Below are 20,256 nucleotides of genomic sequence, written 5' to 3'. Positions count from 1 at the left end.
ACGAGAGCGGAACAGTCAGGCGGAATAGGCCCGACCGTTCACAGCGTCCTCGCTGTGTTCTTTCAAAGGAACCTCGTCCCAGCTGATGCTGGAGACGGGGTATCAACATATCTGGCGTTGACTTTTGGCACGCTGTTGAGTTCTCAAGGAACGGTCGCTTCCTTTGTACTCACCCTCTCGGGCTTTCCTCCGGGCGCTTCCCTTCGGTCTTGCGTTTCCGACTCTATCAGATCCTTTTTCGATCCGATTCCCTGTCGGCGGGATTTGCCGTCCGGCCCGGGCTTTCGCTCGTTCGGCCTTTCGACATTCACTACGTTAGCCGATTCCCCGTCCAACTCATAATCGAGTCCGTCCGGCGCCGAATTCAGGCATGCGGGCACGCCGAATTCGCCCCTGCTGAGGGGAGTAGCTAGGTAGTGGTTTGGCCGCTTCCGGCTGCAGGCGATCGCCGTACCCGGTTCAAGCGGCTCGGGCTACATTACGCACCTTGCCTGGACGCGTCAACTTCGGCGGCGCCTCGGGACATGGGCCCGATAGGGGCTGACCGTCGGGTCGTTGGCGATCCAGAAGCGCCAGGGGTGCACCGCTCCGTCGCCGGCCACACCGGTGCGGGGGCCGTTGAGTACCTGGTCGGAGGGCACGGGAGTGCCGGTCAGCATGCGGAGAGGGGTGTCTTCCGAGGTGCACGCGTCCGTGCCGTCCAGGGAGCGGTCCACGTCCAGGGCCGTGGCCAGACGGGCCGGTCCTTTGGCCAGTTCCTTGTCGTTGCGGGCCGAGAGTCGACGGGTGCGGGCCAGCTCGGCGCCCTCGATGATCTCGCCGGCGCGGAGTAGGACCGCGCTCGCCTTTCCCTCGGGACCGCACACCAGGTTCATGCAGAACCACATGCCGTAGGTGAAGTAGACGTAGACGTGCCCGGGCGGACCGAACATCACGTCGTTGCGGGCCGTGCGGCCGCGATAGGCGTGGGAGCCGGGGTCGTCGGCGCCGTCGTAGGCCTCGACCTCTGTCAGGCGGAGGGCGATCGGACCGTCCGGGGTGGTGCGTACCAGGATGCGGCCGAGGAGGTCGGGGGCGACATCGAGGACGGGCCGGTCGAAGAACTCCCTGGGCAGGGGCGTACGGTCGGGGGTCGCGATCATGCCGTCCGAGGGTACTGGAGACGGACGGTGCGGTGGGGTGGCCGACGGGCACCGGGCTTGCCAGGGTGAGGGTATGGAACCGGCCACGGCCGGATCGCGTTTTTAGGGATCAAGGATCCACCCGTAGTGGGCGAGAGGGAGAGTCATGGCGTTCAAGAAGCTGCTCGCGAGCCTGGGGGCCGGCGGGGCTTCCGTCGAGACGGTGCTGCACGAGATCAACGTCGTGCCGGGCGGTGTCGTCCAGGGTGAGGTGCGGATCCAGGGCGGGTCCGTGAACCAGCAGATCGAGGGGCTCTCGGTCGGGCTCCAGGCCAAGGTCGAGGTGGAGAGCGGCGACCAGGAGTACAAGCAGGACATCGAGTTCACGAAGTCGCGGCTGGGCGGGGCGTTCGAGCTCCAGGCGAACGCGGTGCACGCGGTGCAGTTCGGGCTGGAGATCCCGTGGGAGACGCCGATCACAATGATCGACGGGCAGGCGCTGCGCTCGATGAACATCGGTGTCTCCACGGAGCTGGAGATCGCGCGTGCCGTGGACTCGGGTGACCTGGACCCGATCAACGTGCATCCGCTGCCGGCGCAGAAGGCGATCCTGGACGCGTTCCTCCAGCTGGGCTTCCGGTTCAAGAACGCGGACATGGAGCGCGGTGTCATCCGGGGTACGCGGCAGAAGCTGCCGTTCTACCAGGAGATCGAGTTCTTCCCGCCGCAGCAGTACCGGGGGCTGAACCAGGTGGAGCTGAGCTTCGTGGCCGACGAGCACGCCATGGACGTGGTGCTCGAGATGGACAAGAAGCCGGGTCTGTTCAGCGAGGGCAGCGACACCTTCCGGTCCTTCCAGGTGGGGCTCAACGACTACCAGGGGACCGACTGGACGGCGTACATCAACCAGTGGCTCTCCGAAGTCGGCAGCAAGCGCAACTGGTTCTAGGGGAGGCCCTAGGCTCGGGTTCGACTGCAAGAACCGATCAGGAGGTACCGAGGTGACCGAGCTCAAGCGGCGGCCGCTCCCCCACGACTTCCATCCGCCCGTGCCGTCCTTCACGGTGACGAGTGAGGACGTCCAGGAGGGGGCGACGCTCAAGGACGCTCAGGTCTACGCGGCCGGCAACACCTCACCGCACCTGCGGTGGGAGGGCTTCCCGCCCGAGACCAAGAGCTTCGCCGTGACCTGCTACGACCCCGACGCTCCGACGGGCAGCGGGTTCTGGCACTGGGTGGTGTTCGACATCCCGGCGTCGGTGACCGAGCTGCCGGCGGGTGCGGGCAGCGGCAAGTTCGAGGGGCTGCCCGAGGGCGCGATCCAGGCTCGTAACGACTACGGCTCCAAGGAGTTCGGCGGGGCCGCGCCGCCGGCCGGTGACGGGCCGCACCGGTATGTGTTCACGGTGTACGCCGTGGACCAGGAGAAGCTCGGTCCGGACGCGGATGCCACGCCGGCGTTCGTGGGCTTCAACCTGCGGTTCCACACGATCGCGCGGGCCCAGCTGATCGGTGAGTACGAGGTGCCCGCCGAGGGCTGAGCGAGCCGCCGAGCAATCCCAGCGTTCACGGAACGTTTGCCCGCTCCTGGTCTTGGAATTGATCAGGAGCGGGCATTTTTGTTGCCGGGGGCCGCGGGGGTCACCCCCCGTGGGAGCAGCAGATATTGCGTTGTCCATCTCGGCGTGCCCGGCCAGAGTTGATCCCAGCCCGCCAGGGGGTGGGCCGGTGCACACGGGAGGTGGGCTGGTATGCGGGACACGCTGGTACTCAACGCGAGCTTCGAGCCGCTGTCGACGGTGACGCTGAACCGAGCCGTCGTTCTGGTGCTTCAGGACAAGGCCGTCGTCGAGCAGGCCCACCCCGAACTGCGGATGCGGGGAGCCGCGGTCGACATACCGGCGCCCCGTGTGATCAGGCTCTGCCAGTACGTGCGGGTGCCCTTCCGAAGACGAGCTCCGTGGTCGAGGCGGGGTGTGCTGGTCCGGGACCGGCACCGGTGCGCGTACTGCGGGAGGCGGGCGACGACCGTCGACCACGTGGTGCCGCGGTCGCAGGGCGGTCAGGACACGTGGCTGAACACGGTGGCCTCGTGTGCGCAGGACAATCACCGCAAGGCGAACCGGACTCCGGAGGAGGCGGGGATGCCGCTGCTGCGGCAGCCGTTCGAGCCGACTCCGGCGGACGCGATGCTGCTGGCGCTGGGGCAGGACGACTTCGACGCGCTGCCGGAGTGGCTGGCCCAGCCTGCCGCCTAGCCGTCACAGGAAGGGGGCCCGCTTCTCTGAGAAGCGGGCCCCCTTCCTGTGTGCCGGGTCAGTCGATGGACGGCTTCTCGCGGCGTTCCTGGGCGGGGACGCTGCCGCCGGACGCGCCTCCGTTGCCGGAACCGCCGCCCATGCCGCCGAAGTTGCCCATCGCGCCGGAGAGGCCCTTGAGGGCGTCGCCGATTTCGCTGGGGACGATCCAGAGCTTGTTGGCGTCGCCTTCGGCGATCTTCGGGAGCATCTGGAGGTACTGGTAGGAGAGCAGCTTCTGGTCCGGGTCGCCGGCGTGGATGGCCTCGAAGACCGTACGGACGGCCTGGGCCTCGCCCTCGGCGCGCAGGGCCGCTGCCTTGGCCTCACCTTCGGCGCGCAGGATCTGGGACTGCTTCTCACCTTCGGCGCGCAGGATCTCGGACTGCCGGACACCTTCGGCCTGGAGGATCGCGGCGCGCTTGTCGCGGTCGGCGCGCATCTGCTTCTCCATCGAGTCCTGGATGGAGGTGGGCGGCTCGATGGCCTTCAGCTCGACGCGGTTGACGCGGATGCCCCACTTGCCGGTGGCCTCGTCGAGGACGCCGCGCAGGGCCGCGTTGATCTCCTCGCGGGAGGTGAGGGTCCGCTCCAGGTCCATACCGCCGATGATGTTGCGCAGCGTGGTGACGGTGAGCTGCTCGATCGCCTGGATGTAGCTGGCGACTTCGTACGTCGCGGCCCGTGCGTCGGTCACCTGGTAGTAGATGACGGTGTCGATGTTCACGACCAGGTTGTCCTGGGTGATCACCGGCTGCGGCGGGAACGGGACGACCTGTTCGCGCAGGTCGATGCGGTTGCGGATGGTGTCGATGAACGGGACGACGATGTTGAGGCCCGCGTTGAGTGTCCGCGTGTAGCGGCCGAAGCGCTCGACGATGGCCGCGCTGGCCTGTGGGATGACTTGGATCGTCTTGATCAGGGCGATGAAGACCAACACCACCAGGATGATCAATACGATGATGACCGGTTCCATCGTCCGTTCCCCGTACCCTTCTCCGCCTCGGCACCTTCGGCAGATCCTATGGTTGTCGAAGATCTTGCTGGTCGAGTCTGACAGACCGTCGCGTACCTCGCGAGGAGTTCTCACCAGTTACGTCCTGCGAGGTCACATGACGATCGCAGTGGCTCCCTCGATGTCCACGACATCCACTTCCTGGCCTACTTCGTAAGCGCGGTCGGTGTCGAGGGCGCGGGCCGACCAGACCTCTCCGGCCAGCTTGATCCGGCCGCCGGAGGCGTCGACGCGTTCCAGGACGACGGCTTGTCTGCCCTTCAACGCGTCCACACCCGTTGCGAGTTGGGGTCGTTGTGCCCGATGCCGGTTGGCGATGGGGCGTACGACGGCGATGCCCGCGGTCGAGACGACGGCGAAGACGGCGACCTGGGCGACGGCTCCGCCGCCGAAGACGCCGGTGACCACCGCCGCGGCGATCGCGCCCACCGCGAGCATGCCGAGTTCGGGCATCGCGGTGACCACGAGCGCGATGCCGAGCGCTGTCGCGCCGATCAGCCACCACAGCCATGCGTCGATTTCCACATGGTCATGGTAGGTCCGCGGACCCTGTCGCCGACAGGGCGCCCGGCGTGTGAAATGCCCTTCTTACCCGGGGATTTGCGTCCCGTGGGGCCGGGTCAGGACAGCGGGAGGCCCTGGGCGGTCCAGCGCTCGCCCGCCTGTTCGACGACGAGGGGGAGGCCGAAGCAGAGGGAGAGGTTGCGGGAGGTGAGTTCGAGCTCCAGCGGGCCCGCGGCGAGGACCTTGCCCTGGCGGATCATGAGGACGTGGGTGAAGCCCGGGGGGATCTCCTCGACGTGGTGGGTGACCATGAGCATCGAGGGGGCGATCGGGTCGCGGGCGAGCCGGCCGAGGCGGCGCACGAGGTCCTCGCGGCCGCCGAGGTCGAGGCCGGCGGCGGGCTCGTCGAGGAGCAGCAGCTCGGGGTCGGTCATCAGGGCACGGGCGATGAGGGTGCGCTTGCGCTCGCCCTCGGAGAGCGTGCCGAACTTGCGCTCCAGGAACTCGCTCATGCCGAGGCGGTCGAGGAAGGCGCGGGCGCGCTGTTCGTCGATCTCCTCGTAGTCCTCGTGCCAGGTGGCGGTCATGCCGTACGCGGCGGTCAGCACCGTCTCCAGGACCGTCTGGCGCTTGGGGAGCTTGTCGGCCATGGCGATGCCGGCCATGCCGATGCGCGGGCGCAGTTCGAAGACGTCGGTGCCGGGCCTGCCGAGGGTCTCGCCGAGGATGGCGGCGGTGCCCGAGCTGGGGAAGAGGTAGGTGGAAGCGAGGTTGAGGAGAGTGGTCTTGCCGGCGCCGTTCGGGCCGAGGATGACCCAGCGCTCGCCCTCCTTGACCGACCAGGAGACCTGGTCCACCAGAGCCCGGCCCTCGCGGACCACGGATACGTCCTGAAGCTCCAGAACATCGCTCATGAGCGCGTTGTCTCCCCTTGCAGTGTGGCCGGTCTCGGCTGTCGCGTACGCCTGTGGCTCGGTCCGCCGCGCCGGTGGGCGCAGCCCTCCATGAAATCTACGCCACCGGTCGGCCGGGACATTCCCTCGGTCCGGTCCTTGGAGGGTCCTAGGGTGGGAGCATGCTCACGGAACCGCGCGCTGGACGTCTCGCAGCTTGGGGAAATGCCCTTTTGGCCGGGCTTGTCTCGCCGGATGACGCCGTGCTCGCCATCGTCGGCGAGGACGCGGTGCACCGGGTGGCGGAGCTGCCCGGGGAGCCGGCGCCCGTCGGGCTCACGCTGGCGCTGGGGCGGCTGCGGGCGCTCGGGGTGACCGGGCTGCGGGTCGCGCTGCCCGCGCCGGGGCATCCGCTGGGGCTGAGCGGGCCGCCGGAGTTCAACGCGCGGGCGCTGGACGCAGAGGAGGCGGTGCTCTGTTACGGGGCCGCGCTCGGGATGGTGCCGGAGGTGCACGAGGCCGGGCCCGAGGGCGATGTGCATGTCGAGGTCGTGTGGCACGTGCTGCCCGTGCGGGAGGCGCCGCCCGCGGACGTGCCGTCGCTGGGTGAGGCGGAGCGGGAACTCGCGGAGGCCCTGCGGGACGCGACCGAGGTGCTCACGCGGCTGGATGTGGCCGGGTCGGGGCCGGTGGCGGAGGCGGCGGTCGACGCGTACCGGGCGCGGGCCGAGCGGGGGCGGGAGGTGCTGGCGCCGGGGTATCCGCCGCGGGCGGTGCGGGTGCTGGAGCTGGCGCAGCGGGTGGGGACGCTGATCGCGGTGGCGACGGAGAGTGGGCACGGGGGTGCGGTGAGTGCGTCCGAGATGGGGGCGCGGCGGGAGGCGTTGCGGCCGGTGGAGCGGACGGCTCGGCGGGCGCAGGTCGCTGCGTACAACTCCGTTGTGGAGGAGCGGGAGCGGGGGGTGCGGTGAGTGTCGGTTGTGCTGGTGCTCGGCGTTGTAGCTGAGGGCGGGGCGTTGCGCAGCGGGGTGCTGCCTGCGCCCACCCGTGCCGCCCCAGGCGGCACGCATGCCCGCAGCTCAGCAGACCGACCGGCCTCCCGGGCAGGCCCGGGAGGCCGGTTTCACCTCCGGCTCGGAGACGGAGGTGGAGCGTCAGTGGTTGACGGCGTGGTTGCCGAAGGCCGGGTTCATGACGCCCACGACGTTCACGCTGTTGCCGGAGACGTTGACCGGGACGTGCACCGGGGCCTGGACGACGTTGCCCGAGCCGACGCCCGGGGAGCCCACGGCCTGGCCGTCGGCGTGCGCGCTGGTGGCGGAGGCCACGCCCGCGCCCGCGGCCAGCAGGCCACCGGCCACCATCGTCACGGCCGCTGCCTTCTTCAGGTTCTTCACTTCTGAGCCCTCCTTGCGATTGCCGCGGCAGGCGCCGCAGCACGCACTGGAGAACGGCGGAGATCCACTGAGGATGCGCCATGTGAGGGACTTTCCCACGACAGTATGAATCTCAGTCCGGAACGGAACCCTCCGTGTTGCCGTGGGGCGAGCGTCTCAGCCGGTCACGCCATGGCGAACGGCCCACAGGGCGGCCTGGGTTCGGTCGGCCAGGTCGAGTTTCATGAGGATGTTCGAGACGTGGGTCTTGACGGTCTTCTCGGAGAGGACGAGCGCGCGGGCGATCTCCCGGTTGGAGCGGCCGTCCGCTATCAGGCCGAGCACCTCGCGCTCCCGCTCGGTGAGCGAACCGGCCCTTCCCGGTCCGGAGTTGGCCTCCTCCTGGGACAGCAGGGCGCCGGCGACCTCCGGCTGGAGGAGGATGTGCCCGGCGTGGACCGAGCGGATGGCTCCGGCGAGGGCGTCGGGGTCGACGTCCTTGTAGACGTAGCCGGCGGCGCCGGCGCGCAGGGCCGGGACCACCGTGCGCTGCTCGGTGAAGCTGGTGACGACCAGCACGCGCGCGGGGTTGTCGAGTTCGCGGAGTCTGCGCAGTGCGTCGACGCCGTCCATGCCCGGCATCTTGACGTCCATGAGGATGACGTCGGGCCGCAACTCCTCGGCGCGGTCGACCCCTTCGGCGCCGTCCGCGGCCTCGCCGACGACCTCGATGTCGTCCTGCACTTCGAGGAACGTGCGCAGACCCCGGCGGACGACCTGGTGGTCGTCGACGAGCAGTACCTTGATCGCGTCAGCCACCGGGGACCTCCATCTCGATCGTGGTGCCCTTGCCGGGCGCCGATTCCACGGTCAGCGTGCCCCCGGCGCCGCTCGCCCGGTCCCGCATCGAGACCAGGCCCAGGTGGCGCCCCGCGCGGCGGACCGCCTGGGGGTCGAAGCCGCTGCCGTCGTCCGTGACCCGCAGGACGGCTCCGCTGCCGCGGCGGTCCAGGGTGACGTCGACGTGGTCGGCGCCGGAGTGGCGCAGGGCGTTGTGCAGGGCCTCCTGGGCGACGCGCAGGACGGCCTCCTCCTGGGAGGCGGGCAGGGCCTTCACGCCGCGGCCGGCGAAGGTCACACGGGCGCTGTGGGCGCGGTCGAGGACCTGTATCTGCGTCCGGAGGGTCGCGACGAGGCCGTCCTCGTCGAGGGCGGCGGGGCGCAACTCGACGACCGCGGCGCGCAGTTCGTCGGCGGCCTCGGCGGCGAGGACCGCCACCTGCTGGAGTTCGCCCTTGGCACGGGACGGGTCCCGGTCCACCAGGCGGGCCGCGGCCTGGGCCGTCAGGCGGAGGGAGAACAGCTTCTGGCTGACCGCGTCGTGCAGTTCATGGGCCAGGCGGGAGCGCTCCTCGGCGATGGTCAGTTCGCGGCTGCGTTCGTAGAGGCGGGCGTTGGTGAGGGCGATCGCCGCGTGCTGGGCGAGGATGCCGAGCAGTTCCTCGTCGTCCGCGGTGAAGCCGCAACCGCCCCCGGGCCTCGGACAGTTCTTGTTGGCGAGGAACAGCGCGCCGATGACCTCGTCGCCGTCCCGGATCGGCAGGCCCAGGAAGTCGACCAGGTCCGGGTGGGCCTTCGGCCAGCCCTCGAAGCGGGGGTCCTCGCGGACGTCTGCGAGGCGCTCGACCCTGGCCTCGTGCAGCATCGCGGCGAGGATGCCGTGCTGGCGCGGGAGGGGGCCGATGGCCTTCCACTGTTCCTCGCTGACGCCGTCGACCACGAACTGGGCGAAGCCGCCGTGGTCGTCCGGGACGCCGAGCGCGGCGTACTGCGCGTCGAGCAGCTCGCGGGCCGAGGCGACGATCGTCTTGAGGACGTCGCGCACCTCGAGATGCCTGCTCATGGCCAGCAACGCGGAGCTCACCGCGGCGAGGCCGGACCGGGGACCGTGGCTCATGTCCTCACGGTACCGGCGGGCGGTGACAGCGCGGATCGGACCGGTGGCGGCAGGCGGCCGGTCCGGTGGGCCTAGGTCGCGGGACCGAGCGGCCGGGCGGCGTGGCCTAGATCCCAGGGCGCCGGACGGGCGGCGTAGGGCGAAGGGACCCGGTGGATTGCGGCCCGCGTCCGAGGCGGCCCGGGTGGGCCCGTTCCTACGTTGAGGGCACGCGATCACGACGAGGGAGCTGATCATGCCGGTTGCGATCATCACCGGGGCCTCCAAGGGCCTGGGGCGGGCGCTCGCCGAGGCCCTGGCCGGGCGTGGCTGGGATCTGGTGCTCGACGCCCGGGGCGCCGAGGCCCTGACGGACGCGGCCGGGGCCGTCTCCGGGTACGGCACGCGCGTGACGGCCCTGCCCGGGGACGTCACGGATGCCGGGCACCGGGCGGAGCTGGTGGCCGCGGCGTGGCGGCTGGGCGGCGTCGACCTGCTGGTGCACAACGCGAGCGCGCTCGGCGCCGAGCCGCTGGTGCGGCTGGAGGAGCTGCCCCTAGAAGGGCTGCGGCGGGCGCTGGAGGTGAACCTGGTGGCGGGTCTCGGCCTGGTCCAGGAGGCGCTGCCGCTGCTGCGGGCCTCCCGGGCGGGTGCGGTCGTCGCGGTCAGCTCGGACGCGGCCGCCGAGGCGTACGAGACCTGGGGCGGCTACGGGGCCTCCAAGGCGGCTCTCGACCAGCTGATGGCGGTGCTCGCCGTGGAGGAGCCGGGCCTGCGGGTCTGGGCGGTGGATCCCGGGGACATGGCCACGGACCTGTACGCGGCGGCCGTACCGGACGACGAGGAGCCGCGGCCGGAGCCGGCCGCCGTGGTGCCGGGGTTCCTGCGGCTGCTGGACGAGCGGCCGGCGAGCGGGCGGTACGGGGCTGCGGCTCTGGTGGACGGGGCGCGATGACCCTGGCCGTGCGCGTGCCCAAGGAGTTGTCGGCCCGGGTTCCCGTCGAGCAGCGGGGGCCCGACCTGGGCCGGGACGCCGTACGGCTGCTGGTGTCGCGGGGTGCCGAGGTGGCGCATCACACGTTCACGGAGCTGCCGCGGCTGCTGCGGGCCGGGGATCTGCTGGTGGTCAACACCTCGGCCACGCTGGCGGCGGCCGTCGACGGGAGGCTCGGGCACGCGCGCGTGGTGGTGCACTTCTCCACCCGCGGGGATGACGGCCGCTGGGCGGTGGAGCTGCGGGAGCCCGACGGGCGGGGCACCACGCGCGCGCGGGCGGGAGGGCCCGCCGGTACGGAGGTGTGCCTGCCGGGGGGTGTACGGCTGGTGCTGGAGGAGCCGCTGAGCGGGCGGAGTGAGCGGCTGTGGTGGGCGCGGGTGACCGGGGCCGGGGTGCCGGGGCTGCTGCGGGAGTACGGGCGGCCCATTCGGTACGCCTACACGGAGCGGGACCAGCCGCTGTCCGTCTACCAGACGGTGTTCGCGCTGCCGTCCGCGGACGGGGCGGGCAGTGCGGAGATGCCGAGTGCGGCGCGGCCCTTCACGGAGCGGCTGGTGACGGAGCTGGTGAGCCGGGGGGTGTGGTTCGCGCCGGTCACGCTGCATACGGGGGTGGCGTCGGCGGAGGCGCACGAGCCGCCGTATCCGGAGCGTTTCGCGGTGCCGGAGGCGTCCGCGCGGCTGATCAACGCCGTGCGGGCCGGTGCGGGCCGGGTCGTCGCGGTGGGGACGACGGCCGTACGGGCCGTGGAGTCGGCGGCGGGGGCCGACGGGGTGGTGCGGCCCCGGGCGGGGTGGACCGGTCTGGTGGTGACGCCGGAGCGCGGGGTGCGGGTGGTGGACGGGCTGCTGACCGGGCTGCACGAGCCGGAGGCCTCGCATCTGCTGATGCTGGAGGCCGTCGCCGGGCGGGCGGCGATCGAGCGGGGCTACGAGGCCGCGCTCCGGGGCCGCTACCTGTGGCACGAGTTCGGGGACGTGCACCTCGTCCTACCGCAGGGGAGCGAGCCGCAGGGGAGCTAGCCGTAGGGGAGCTAGCCGTAGGGCGACAAGCCCTCACACAGAGCATCGCTTGTGCAACTGGCGGTGAGACCGGGCGCTGCCCGATGTGAGCCCGCGCATAGGACGCACGTCACGTACGAAAGGGCGTAGGAGACAAAGCCCCACCTTTTGAGCGGCGCATACAGTCCAATCTGCACCGATTTGCCCCTCCCTGATCCACTATCGGGCATCGTACGTCACACCTTTGCCACGCCATTTTGCGGCCGCTAAGAATTGCTGGCGTCGCTCAGCGCCGTGGGTTCTCCCCCGCGGCGTTCGTGTCGGAAACACACCCGTCCAACGCCGGACGCCGAGCGACTCCCGCGCTATTCGAAGAGGTCCACACCACCATGCCCAAGAACATCTTCAGCCGTGGCCACAGTCGTACCCTGACCCGTCACCACAAGATCGCCATGGCGGGTGTCGCCACCCTCGGCGCCGCCGCCATCGGCCTCTCCGCGGTGCCGAGCGACGCGTCGACCAAGACCACGACCGAGGCCGCTCAGCCGGCTGCGGTGGCGTTCAGCACCGAGCAGATCAAGGACGTCAAGGCGAGCGTCACCGACCAGATGGCCGGTGCCAGCCTGAAGGCCGAGCAGATAGCGGCGAAGAAGAAGGCCGACGCCGCGGCCGCCGCCAAGAAGAAGGCCGCCGCCGAGGCGGCGAAGAAGAAGGCCGAGGCCGCGCGCAAGGCCAAGGAGGCCGCGAGCCGCGACGCCAAGCGCGCCCAGGTCAAGAAGGCCGCCGCGAAGAGCTACCCGAACAACCTCGACGGCTGGATCCGCGAGTCGCTCGACGTCATGAAGAAGCACGGCATCCCGGGTTCCTACGACGGCATCAAGCGCAACATCATCCGTGAGTCCTCGGGCAACCCGAAGGCGATCAACAACTGGGACATCAACGCCATCAACGGCGTCCCGTCGAAGGGCCTGCTCCAGGTCATCCCGCCGACCTTCAAGGCCTACCACGTGCCCGGCACGTCCTGGGACATCTACGACCCGGTCGCCAACATCACCGCCGCCTGCAACTACGCGGCCGACAGGTACGGCTCCATGGACAACGTCTTCGGCGCGTACTGAGGCTGGCGCGGACCTCTGCTCGCTGAACCGAACGCCGAAGGGCGGCACCCGACTGAGGGGGTGCCGCCCTTCGGGCGTGGCGGAGCGGTGCCTACTTGCGCATGACCTCGGGCTCGTGGCGGCGCAGGAAGCGGGCCACGAAGAAGCCGCAGATCACGCCGAGGGCGAGCAACGCGCCCATGTCCATGGCCCAGGCGCCGACCGTGTGCTCCCACAGCGGGTCGTTGTCGCCGGCCGTCTCGGGCGGGCTGATCTTGTTGAAGTCCAGCGTGGCACCGGCGGCGGCGACCGCCCAGCGCGACGGCATCAGGAACGAGAACTGGTTGACGCCGATCGAGCCGTGCAGCGCGAACAGGCAGCCGGTGAAGACGACCTGGATGATCGCGAACATCACCAGCAGCGGCATGGTCTTCTCGGCGGTCTTCACCAGCGACGAGATGATCAGGCCGAACATCATCGACGTGAAGCCCAGCGCCATGATCGGGATGGAGAGCTCGACGAGGGTCGCGCTGCCGAGGACCAGGCCCTCCTCGGGGATCTCCCGGCTGGAGAAGCCGATGACGCCGACCAGCAGGCCCTGGAGCACGGTGATCATGCCGAGCACGAACACCTTGGACATCAGGTACGCCGACCGGGACAGGCCGGTCGCGCGCTCCCGCTCGTAGATCACCCGTTCCTTGATCAGCTCACGGACGGAGTTCGCCGCGCCCGCGAAGCAGGCGCCGACCGCGAGGATCAGCAGGACCGTGGTGGCCGTGCCGTTCGGGATGATCCGGCCGGTCTGCGGGTTGGGCGGGTTCGGCAGCAGGCCCCGGTCGGCGTCGATGAGCAGGCTCACCGCGCCGAGCACGGCCGGCAGGATCACCATCAGGGCGAGGAAGCCCTTGTCGGAGGCGATCACCGAGACGTACCGCCGGACCAGCGTGACGAACTGGGACATCCAGCCCTGCGGCTTCGGCGGCTTCATCGCCTGCATCGGCGGAACCTGTACGGACTGCGGCGCGACGGCGTCGATGTCCGCGGCGTACATCTGGTAGTGCTGCGAGCCCTTCCAGCGGCCCGCCCAGTCGTAGTCGCGGTAGTTCTCGAAGGCGGAGAAGACGTCGGCCCAGGTGTCGTAGCCGAAGAAGTTCAGCGCCTCCTCCGGCGGGCCGAAGTAGGCCACGGAGCCGCCGGGCGCCATCACGAGCAGCTTGTCGCACAGGGCCAGCTCGGCCACGGAGTGGGTGACGACGAGGACCGTGCGGCCGTCGTCGGCGAGGCCGCGCAGCAGCTGCATGACGTCGCGGTCCATGCCCGGGTCGAGGCCGGAGGTCGGCTCGTCCAGGAAGATCAGCGACGGCTTGGTCAGCAGCTCCAGGGCCACCGAGACGCGCTTGCGCTGGCCGCCGGAGAGGGACGTGACCTTCTTGTCCTTGTGGATGTCGAGCTTGAGCTCGCGCAGCACCTCGTCGATCCGGGCCTCGCGCTCGGCCGCCGTGGTGTCGGCGGGGAAGCGGAGCTTGGCCGCGTACTTGAGGGCCTTCTTGACGGTCAGCTCCTTGTGCAGGATGTCGTCCTGCGGGACCAGACCGATGCGCTGGCGCAGCTCGGCGAACTGCTTGTACAGGTTCCGGTTGTCGTAGAGGACCTCGCCCTGGTTGGCGGGGCGGTAGCCGGTGAGCGCCTTGAGCAGGGTCGACTTGCCGGAACCGGACGGGCCGATGACCGCGATCAGCGACTTCTCGGGGACGCCGAAGGAGACGTCCTTGAGGATCTGCTTGCCGCCGTCGACCGTGACGGTCAGGTGGCGGGCGGAGAAGGACACCTCACCGGTGTCGACGAACTCCTCGAGCCGGTCGCCGACGATGCGGAACGTCGAGTGGCCGACGCCGACGACATCGCTCGGGCCGAGCAGTTGCGCGCCGCCCTTGGCGATGGGCTGGCCGTTGACGTACGTGCCGTTGTGGGAGCCGAGGTCGCGGATCTCCATGCGCCCGTCGGGCGTCGAGTGGAACTCGGCGTGGTGCCGGGAGACCTGGAGGTCGGAGACGACCAGGTCGTTCTCCAGGGCACGGCCGATGCGCATCACGCGGCCGAGGGAGAACTGGTGGAACGTGGTCGGGCTGCGGTCGCCGTAGACCGGCGGTGCCCCCGCGACACCGCCGGGGCCCTGCTGCTGCGGGATGTGCGCGGCGGCCTGCTGCGGCTGCTGCCAGCCGGCCTGCGGGGCCTGCTGCGCCGCCTGCTGGTGAGGCGCCTGCTGGTGGGGCGTCTGCTGGTGGGGCGTCTGCTGGGCGGGTGCCTGCTGCGCCCAGCCGGGGTTCGCGCCCTGCGCGGCGTACGGCTGCTGCTGGGGCTGGGCCTGCGGCGTGGCGACGGAGGCGGCGGCGCCGGAGAGGTTCAGGCGCGGTCCGTCGGTCGCGTTGCCCAGGTGCACCGCCGATCCCGGGCCGAGCTCCATCTGATGGATCCGCTGCCCCTGCACGAACGTGCCGTTGGTGCTGCCGTGGTCCTCGATGACCCAACTGCGGCCGTTGAAGCTGACCGTGGCGTGACGCCAGGAGACCCTGGCGTCGTCGAAGACGACGTCCCCCTGCGGATCACGTCCGAGGGTGTATGCCCTGGACGGATCGAGCGTCCAGGTACGTCCGTTTGATTCCAGTACGAGTTCCGGCACTCCATGCCCCACTGAGTTGTCCCCCGAGTTACCCCCGACATGGGGAGTCTAGGGATGTCGAACATCGGGGGGAACTATTTCAGGAGCGGCCCCCTGACCGAAAGTCGGGCCTTGTGAAGACCGCGTTCGGACGCATCGGTTGATTCCGTTGACGGGGTTGAAAACGGGCCGGAGAGTGGTATTTCGACGAGAGGGGGGCATGCGCGGTGTTCCCTGCCGCGCAGCGGATCGGGGGGTCTGCCATGGGTGCTGGCGCAGGTGCGGAGACGGCGGGGTACGGCGCGCGCGTGCCGTGGGGGGACGTGCTGATGTCCGCCGTCGCCGCCGTGAGCTGGGCGTTGATCGGGATGGCGGGCACGGCGGCGCTGGGTCTGCGGTTGCTGGAGGCGGACTCGGCGGGCTCGTTGGGGCCGATGACCGCTGCTGTGGTGGCTCTTGCGGCGGGTGGTTCGGTCACGCCGTCCGGTGACGTGTCGGCGTTCGGCCTCACGAGCGCGGAGGCGGACACGGCCATCGAGATCACGCCACTGGGGGTGAGCCTGGTCGGGGCGGTGCTGCTGTCGTACTTCTTCCTTCGGTCCTTGCGGGCGGCGGGAGTTGTGATATCACCGGCCGAACTCCTGGCGCGCGCGGGCGCGTTGGTCGCGCTGTTCGTTGCGATGCTGGGCGGGCTGGCCTGGGCGGGGCACGACGTCATCACGATCGACGGCGGGTCGCTGGGGCTGGACGACGTGACCGGCGGGGGCGGGGGCGTCGAGATCCCGGGGCTCGGGGACATCGGGGGGCTGCTGCCGGACCGGCTCGGCGATCTGGTCGACGCGCAGGCCGCGGTCGGTTTCACGGTCGACACCGCACCCACGCTGCTCGGCGGGCTGGGCTGGTCGGCCGGGATCCTCCTCATCGCCCTGCTGGCCTCGCGCCGTACGCCGCTGCCGCGCGGCTGGGAGGCCGTGCACCGGGTCGTACGGCCGGCCGTGTCCGCGGTGGTGACCGTGCTGCTGGTGGCGGTGGCGGCGGGCTTCGCCGCGGCGGCGTACGCGGCGGTCGGCGACGACCGCCCCGAGCGCATCGCCGGCGCGGCGCTGCTCGGGGCGCCGAACGGGGTGTGGACGGGCGTCCCCATCGGCCTGTTCGTGCCGTGGGACGGCCGGGCGACGGGGGAACTGACCCGGTTCCTGCCGGACCCGCTGGACGACCTCCTCACGGTCCGCTCCGACCAGCCGGTGACGCTGGGCCGGCTGGCCGAGCTGGATGGGAGGGTGTGGCTGCTGGGGGTGGCGGCGGCGCTGATGATGCTGCTGGCGGGGATGCTGACGGCGGTGCGGACGCCGGTGGGGGGCGACGGGGCAGGGGCGGTCGTGCGGGGTGCGGTGACCGGGTGGGGGTCCGCGGCGGGGCGGGGCTCGGCGGCCCGGTGGGCTTCCGGGGCGGGGCGGGGCTCGGCGGTCGGGTACATGCAGCAGTCCCGGGGTTCCGGGAGTACTGGGGGTTCGGGGGGTTTGGGGGGTTCGGAGGGTTCGGGGGGCTCCTCAGGCGTACGGGGTTCAGGTGCGCTCGGTTTCGCGGGGCGGTGTGCGCTGCGGCTGGGGGTCGCGACCGCGCTCGCCCTGCCGTTGCTGGCCTGGCTGACGGACGTGTCCGTGACCGCGTCCCTGTCCGTGCTCGGCTTCGACGCCTTCGGCGCGGGCATCGAACTGCACGGGCACCTCGGCATGGCCCTGCTGCTGGGCGCGGTGTGGGGCGCGGGGGCCGGAGCGGTGGGGGCGTTGCTCGCGTGGGTGAGCGGGGCGGCGGGGCGGTCGGCGGCGGCGTTGGCCCGGGCGGGTGGGGCGACGGTCAGGGACGGTGGGGCTACCGGGGCTGCCGGAGCTACCAGGGCTACCAGCCCCATCAGCCCCGGTGGGGCGCTGGGCGCCAAGGGGGCAGACGGCTGGGACGGGGCTGGGCGGGCAGGGGCAGGGGCAGGGCAGGCGAGCGCGTGGCACGGCGGCGCGGGGTCCGCGGGCACGGGGCAGCCAGGGGCATGGCAGCCAGGGGCAGGGTCGGCGGGCACAGGGCACACCGGTGCAGGGTCGGCGGGCACAGGGACCGGCCCGGCGCAGGCAGGCACAGGGCAGACCCCTGACGGCCAGGCCGGCGCAGGGCAAGCACCAGCGGGGACGGCGGTACCTGGGGCCGGCCCGGCACAGGCAGGCACAGGGCAGACCCCTGCCCGCCAGGCCGGCGCAGGGCAAGCACCTGCGGACTCGGCGGGGCTTGGGTCCGGCCCCGGACAGGACGGACACGACGTCCGCCCCGGGCGGTCTCAGGCCCGGGACGGGTCCGGCGCCGCGCGGGCGGCGTACGGCGAGGAGGCCGGGCCGTACGCGCCGGGTGTGCCGTACCGGCCGCCGAACCCGGCCACCAATCCGTACCTCCGGGTGCCGGACGGGCTGCGCGAGCCGGAGGACGCACGGCCCGCCGACGAGGCCGCCCGGCGCGACCGGACCCCGCAGCCGGACGAACGCCCGGACCAGCCCCCTCAGCCGGACAAATGCCCGGACCAGCCCCCACGGCCGGACGAACGCCCTGACCGGCCCCGGCGCCCGGGAGAACCCCCGCACCCCGGTGAAGCCAGGCCCTCGGAGGAAGCGCGGCCAGGCGGTGAGTCCGCAGGGGGCGGCGACGTGTACGGCGCCCCCACCGTGGCACGACCGGTCGGGCCACCCCCGCGAGGCCCCCGCCAGCCGCCCGGTCCGAGGGGCGGGAACAGGCCGCCGGCCCGGCCGGACGACGGGCCGCCGCCCCCGCCGCCTCCTTCCCCGCCGCCGCGGAAACCACGGGGCGGGAGGTGACACCGGCGGCCCGGGGACGTCGTACCGGTACGTAAGATTCACGCCATCGACGCGACACCCAGTGTTCGCCGTCCGCCAGGCGGACCTCACGGGCGGTACGCCCTGCCTGCCGGATACGGTGGAGACACCATGAGCGCTTCGCAGACCTCGTCCTCTGACGTCCCCACCCTCCTTGTGAAGATCTTCGGCAAGGACAGGCCGGGCATCACGGCCGGCCTCTTCGACACCCTCGCCGCCTACTCCGTCGACGTCGTCGACATCGAGCAGGTCGTCACGCGTGGCCGAATGGTGCTGTGCGCGCTCGTGACCGAGCCGCCCCCCGGGCTCGAGGGAGATCTGCGGGCGACCGTCCACAGCTGGGCCGAGTCGATGAAGATGCAGGCGGAGATCATCTCCGGCCTCGGCGACAACCGGCCGCGCGGGCTGGGCCGCTCCCTGGTCACCGTGCTCGGGCACCCGCTCACCGCCGAGGCGACGGCCGCGGTCGCCGCGCGGATCACCAAGACCGGCGGCAACATCGACCGTATCTTCCGGCTCGCCAAGTACCCCGTGACCGCCGTCGAGTTCGCCGTGTCCGGCGTGGAGACCGAGCCGCTGCGCACCGCCCTGGCGCCCGACGCGGCGAAGCTCGGCATCGACGTGGCGGTCGTCGCCGCCGGCCTGTACCGGCGCGCGCAGCGCCTGGTCGTCATGGACGTCGACTCGACGCTCATCCAGGACGAGGTCATCGAACTGTTCGCCGCCCACGCCGGCTGCGAGGACGAGGTCGCCGAGGTGACGGCGGCCGCGATGCGCGGGGAGCTGGACTTCGAGCAGTCCCTGCACGCGCGCGTGGCGCTGCTGGAGGGGCTGGACGCCTCGGTGGTGGACAAGGTGCGCAGCGAGGTGCGGCTGACGCCGGGTGCCCGCACCCTGATCCGTACGCTGAAGCGGCTCGGCTACCAAGTCGGTGTCGTCTCGGGCGGGTTCACCCAGGTCACCGACGATCTGAAGGAGCGGCTCGGGCTGGACTTCGCCCAGGCCAACACGCTGGAGATCGTCGACGGCAGGCTCACCGGCAAGGTCACCGGCGAGATCGTCGACCGCGCGGGCAAGGCCCGGCTGCTGCGCCGGTTCGCCGCGGAGGCGGGTGTGCCGCTGTCGCAGACGGTGGCGATCGGTGACGGGGCGAACGACCTGGACATGCTGAACGCGGCCGGTCTGGGCGTCGCCTTCAACGCCAAGCCGGTGGTGCGCGAGGCCGCGCACACGGCGGTGAATTTTCCCTTCCTGGACACCGTCCTGTACCTGCTGGGCATCACGCGCGAAGAGGTCGAGGCGGCGGACACCGTCGACACAGTCTGAACCGTCGGGGGGCCCGGCACCGCACCGGTGCCGGGCCCCTGTCACGCGGTGACGGTCACTCGGCCGGCGCCCAGTAGTCCCGCAGCGTGGCCACGCCCGGCTCCAGGCTCTTCCACTCGCCGGTGAAGGACAGGACGGCGAAGGCGGCGGCCGGGAACCCGCGGCGGGCCATCCGCTCGCGGGCGTCGCCCTCGGCCGAGCCCGCCAGGACGTCGGCGAGGCCCTGGATGCCCGGGTTGTGGCCGATCATGAGGATGTTCTGCGCGTCGTCGGGGGTCTCGTTGAGCACGGCGATGAGTTCGCCCGGCGAGGCCTCGTAGATCCGCTCTTCGTAGACGGTTTTCGGCCGCTGTGGGAACTCCTGGACGGCGAGCTTCCAGGTCTCCCGGGTCCGGACCGCGGTGGAGCACAGGGCCAGGTCGAAGGGGATGCCGGTGTCGGCGAGCCTGCGCCCGGCCTCCGCCGCCTCCATTCGGCCCCGGTCGGCGAGCGGACGCTCGTGATCGGTCACCTGTGGCCAGTCGGCTTTCGCATGGCGGAAGAGGGCAATCCTGCGGGGTTCTGCGACGCTCATGAGATCCAGCTTCGCATGAAACACGCCACGGGGCGCAGGGAGTTGACCGGCGGATCCGGCCGTGCTCAGCGGACTATCAGCCGCTGCGCACGCTCGAAGAGGTGGGTGATCGCGGGGTCGCCCGCGGCCGCGTGGGCGTCGGACGGGTTCAGGATCAGGGCGAGCAGCGCGGTGAAGGCGAGCACGGGCAGGGCGAGGGCCCACCAGGGCAGCCGGCTGTCGGCGCCGGCCCGGGTCGCCGGGTGGGGCCGGATGTGCGTAGGAGCCGACATCGTGCCTCCGCTCTTCGGACGGTCGGTGGCACGCTTCTCGTGGCCACACCTCGAAGCTACGGAATCCGCGGCCGCCAACCCATCCGGTGATCCACCCACTTGACCCTGACCCTCACCCCCTAGGGGACAGGGGGGCCAGCCCCACCATGGCCGGGCGCGGGCCGGTCATGGCGAGGCGATGGTCGCGATGACGGCGATGACGATGAAGATCGCGAAGAAGGCGCCGAACACGAGCAGCATCTTCTTCTGACCGTGCTGGGGATTCGGGTCGAGCACTGGCATGGGGCAAGTCTCGCACCCTCCCGGACGCCGGGC

General features: G+C 71.3%; 20 protein-coding genes. 9 read left to right on the top strand and 11 right to left on the bottom strand.

Translation table 11 applies throughout. The features are described 5' to 3' along the window. Nucleotides 1-500 precede the first annotated feature (500 nt). Entirely contained in the window at nucleotides 501-1,142 is a 642-nt protein-coding gene (locus IE255_RS07360; protein ID WP_190049285.1) for a DNA-3-methyladenine glycosylase, read from the bottom strand. Between the two features lie 145 nt (nucleotides 1,143-1,287). Here IE255_RS07360 and IE255_RS07355 point away from each other — a divergent pair, with 145 nt between their 5' ends. The 3 genes from IE255_RS07355 (at nucleotide 1,288) to IE255_RS07345 (ending at nucleotide 3,379) form a co-directional block, all read left to right on the top strand. Further along, nucleotides 1,288-2,070, top strand: coding sequence for a sporulation protein (locus IE255_RS07355; RefSeq protein WP_190049284.1), 783 nt, complete (start codon nucleotides 1,288-1,290; stop codon nucleotides 2,068-2,070). A 52-nt stretch (nucleotides 2,071-2,122) separates the two neighbouring features. Next, a complete protein-coding gene (locus tag IE255_RS07350) occupies nucleotides 2,123-2,662 on the top strand; it encodes a YbhB/YbcL family Raf kinase inhibitor-like protein (protein ID WP_190049283.1) in 540 nt (179 codons plus the stop codon). A gap of 210 nt (nucleotides 2,663-2,872) precedes the next feature. Further along, nucleotides 2,873-3,379 carry an HNH endonuclease gene (locus IE255_RS07345; protein WP_010037688.1) on the top strand — a complete coding sequence of 169 codons (507 nt, stop codon included), beginning with the start codon at nucleotides 2,873-2,875 and terminating at the stop codon, nucleotides 3,377-3,379. A gap of 58 nt (nucleotides 3,380-3,437) precedes the next feature. On the opposite strand, the gene IE255_RS07340 is transcribed toward IE255_RS07345, so the two are convergent. From IE255_RS07340 to IE255_RS07330, 3 genes are all read right to left on the bottom strand, one after another. Then, entirely contained in the window at nucleotides 3,438-4,394 is a 957-nt protein-coding gene (locus IE255_RS07340) for an SPFH domain-containing protein (RefSeq protein WP_190049282.1), read from the bottom strand. A gap of 132 nt (nucleotides 4,395-4,526) precedes the next feature. After that, a complete protein-coding gene (locus IE255_RS07335) occupies nucleotides 4,527-4,958 on the bottom strand; it encodes an NfeD family protein (protein WP_190049281.1) in 432 nt (143 codons plus the stop codon). Nucleotides 4,959-5,053: 95 nt separating this feature from the next. Continuing rightward, entirely contained in the window at nucleotides 5,054-5,851 is a 798-nt protein-coding gene (locus IE255_RS07330; RefSeq protein WP_190049280.1) for an ABC transporter ATP-binding protein, read from the bottom strand. A 161-nt stretch (nucleotides 5,852-6,012) separates the two neighbouring features. On the opposite strand from IE255_RS07330, the gene IE255_RS07325 reads away from it, so the two are divergent. Next, the gene (locus tag IE255_RS07325) at nucleotides 6,013-6,801 is read left to right on the top strand and encodes an Rv1486c family protein (RefSeq protein WP_190049279.1); all 789 of its coding nucleotides are present in this window, start codon (nucleotides 6,013-6,015) and stop codon (nucleotides 6,799-6,801) included. Nucleotides 6,802-6,984: 183 nt separating this feature from the next. Here IE255_RS07325 and IE255_RS07320 read toward each other — a convergent pair whose 3' ends face one another. From IE255_RS07320 to IE255_RS07310, 3 genes are all read right to left on the bottom strand, one after another. Next, on the bottom strand, nucleotides 6,985-7,227 hold the full coding sequence (locus IE255_RS07320; protein ID WP_190049278.1) for a chaplin: 243 nt from the start codon (nucleotides 7,225-7,227) through the stop codon (nucleotides 6,985-6,987). Nucleotides 7,228-7,383: 156 nt separating this feature from the next. Then, entirely contained in the window at nucleotides 7,384-8,025 is a 642-nt protein-coding gene (locus tag IE255_RS07315; protein ID WP_190049277.1) for a response regulator, read from the bottom strand. Then, nucleotides 8,018-9,163, bottom strand: coding sequence for a GAF domain-containing sensor histidine kinase (locus IE255_RS07310; RefSeq protein ID WP_190049276.1), 1,146 nt, complete (start codon nucleotides 9,161-9,163; stop codon nucleotides 8,018-8,020). Before IE255_RS07310 ends, IE255_RS07315 begins: the two co-directional genes overlap by 8 nt. A 235-nt stretch (nucleotides 9,164-9,398) precedes the next feature. Here IE255_RS07310 and IE255_RS07305 point away from each other — a divergent pair, with 235 nt between their 5' ends. From IE255_RS07305 to IE255_RS07295, 3 genes are all read left to right on the top strand, one after another. Next, nucleotides 9,399-10,097, top strand: coding sequence for an SDR family NAD(P)-dependent oxidoreductase (locus IE255_RS07305; protein ID WP_190049275.1), 699 nt, complete (start codon nucleotides 9,399-9,401; stop codon nucleotides 10,095-10,097). Continuing rightward, nucleotides 10,094-11,161 (top strand): S-adenosylmethionine:tRNA ribosyltransferase-isomerase, encoded by a 1,068-nt coding sequence (locus IE255_RS07300; RefSeq protein ID WP_190049274.1) that lies wholly within the window; start codon nucleotides 10,094-10,096, stop codon nucleotides 11,159-11,161. Before IE255_RS07305 ends, IE255_RS07300 begins: the two co-directional genes overlap by 4 nt. 368 nt (nucleotides 11,162-11,529) lie before the next feature. Then, complete coding sequence (locus tag IE255_RS07295; RefSeq protein WP_190049273.1) at nucleotides 11,530-12,258, top strand: transglycosylase SLT domain-containing protein; 729 nt, start codon at nucleotides 11,530-11,532, stop codon at nucleotides 12,256-12,258. A gap of 91 nt (nucleotides 12,259-12,349) precedes the next feature. Here the strand turns inward: IE255_RS07295 and IE255_RS07290 are convergent, their stop codons facing one another. Further along, a complete protein-coding gene (locus tag IE255_RS07290) occupies nucleotides 12,350-14,917 on the bottom strand; it encodes an ABC transporter ATP-binding protein/permease (protein ID WP_190049272.1) in 2,568 nt (855 codons plus the stop codon). 242 nt (nucleotides 14,918-15,159) lie between these two features. On the opposite strand from IE255_RS07290, the gene IE255_RS07285 reads away from it, so the two are divergent. After that, entirely contained in the window at nucleotides 15,160-17,751 is a 2,592-nt protein-coding gene (locus IE255_RS07285; protein WP_229906298.1) for a streptophobe family protein, read from the top strand. A gap of 129 nt (nucleotides 17,752-17,880) precedes the next feature. Then, a complete protein-coding gene (serB, locus tag IE255_RS07280; protein WP_190049271.1) occupies nucleotides 17,881-19,095 on the top strand; it encodes a phosphoserine phosphatase SerB in 1,215 nt (404 codons plus the stop codon). A gap of 55 nt (nucleotides 19,096-19,150) precedes the next feature. Here serB and IE255_RS07275 read toward each other — a convergent pair whose 3' ends face one another. From IE255_RS07275 to IE255_RS39875, 3 genes are all read right to left on the bottom strand, one after another. Next, nucleotides 19,151-19,669, bottom strand: coding sequence for a SixA phosphatase family protein (locus IE255_RS07275; protein ID WP_190049270.1), 519 nt, complete (start codon nucleotides 19,667-19,669; stop codon nucleotides 19,151-19,153). A 65-nt stretch (nucleotides 19,670-19,734) separates the two neighbouring features. Continuing rightward, nucleotides 19,735-19,941: a hypothetical protein gene (locus IE255_RS07270; RefSeq protein WP_190049269.1), complete on the bottom strand. Its 207-nt coding sequence runs from the start codon at nucleotides 19,939-19,941 to the stop codon at nucleotides 19,735-19,737. A 165-nt stretch (nucleotides 19,942-20,106) separates the two neighbouring features. Further along, on the bottom strand, nucleotides 20,107-20,223 hold the full coding sequence (locus IE255_RS39875) for an SGM_5486 family transporter-associated protein (protein WP_097215821.1): 117 nt from the start codon (nucleotides 20,221-20,223) through the stop codon (nucleotides 20,107-20,109). Nucleotides 20,224-20,256 lie beyond the last annotated feature (33 nt).

Origin of the sequence: Streptomyces lomondensis (assembly GCF_014651035.1) — a bacterium.
Taxonomy (GTDB): Bacteria; Actinomycetota; Actinomycetes; order Streptomycetales; family Streptomycetaceae; genus Streptomyces; species Streptomyces lomondensis.
This window is presented reverse-complemented; position numbering and strand designations above follow the sequence as displayed.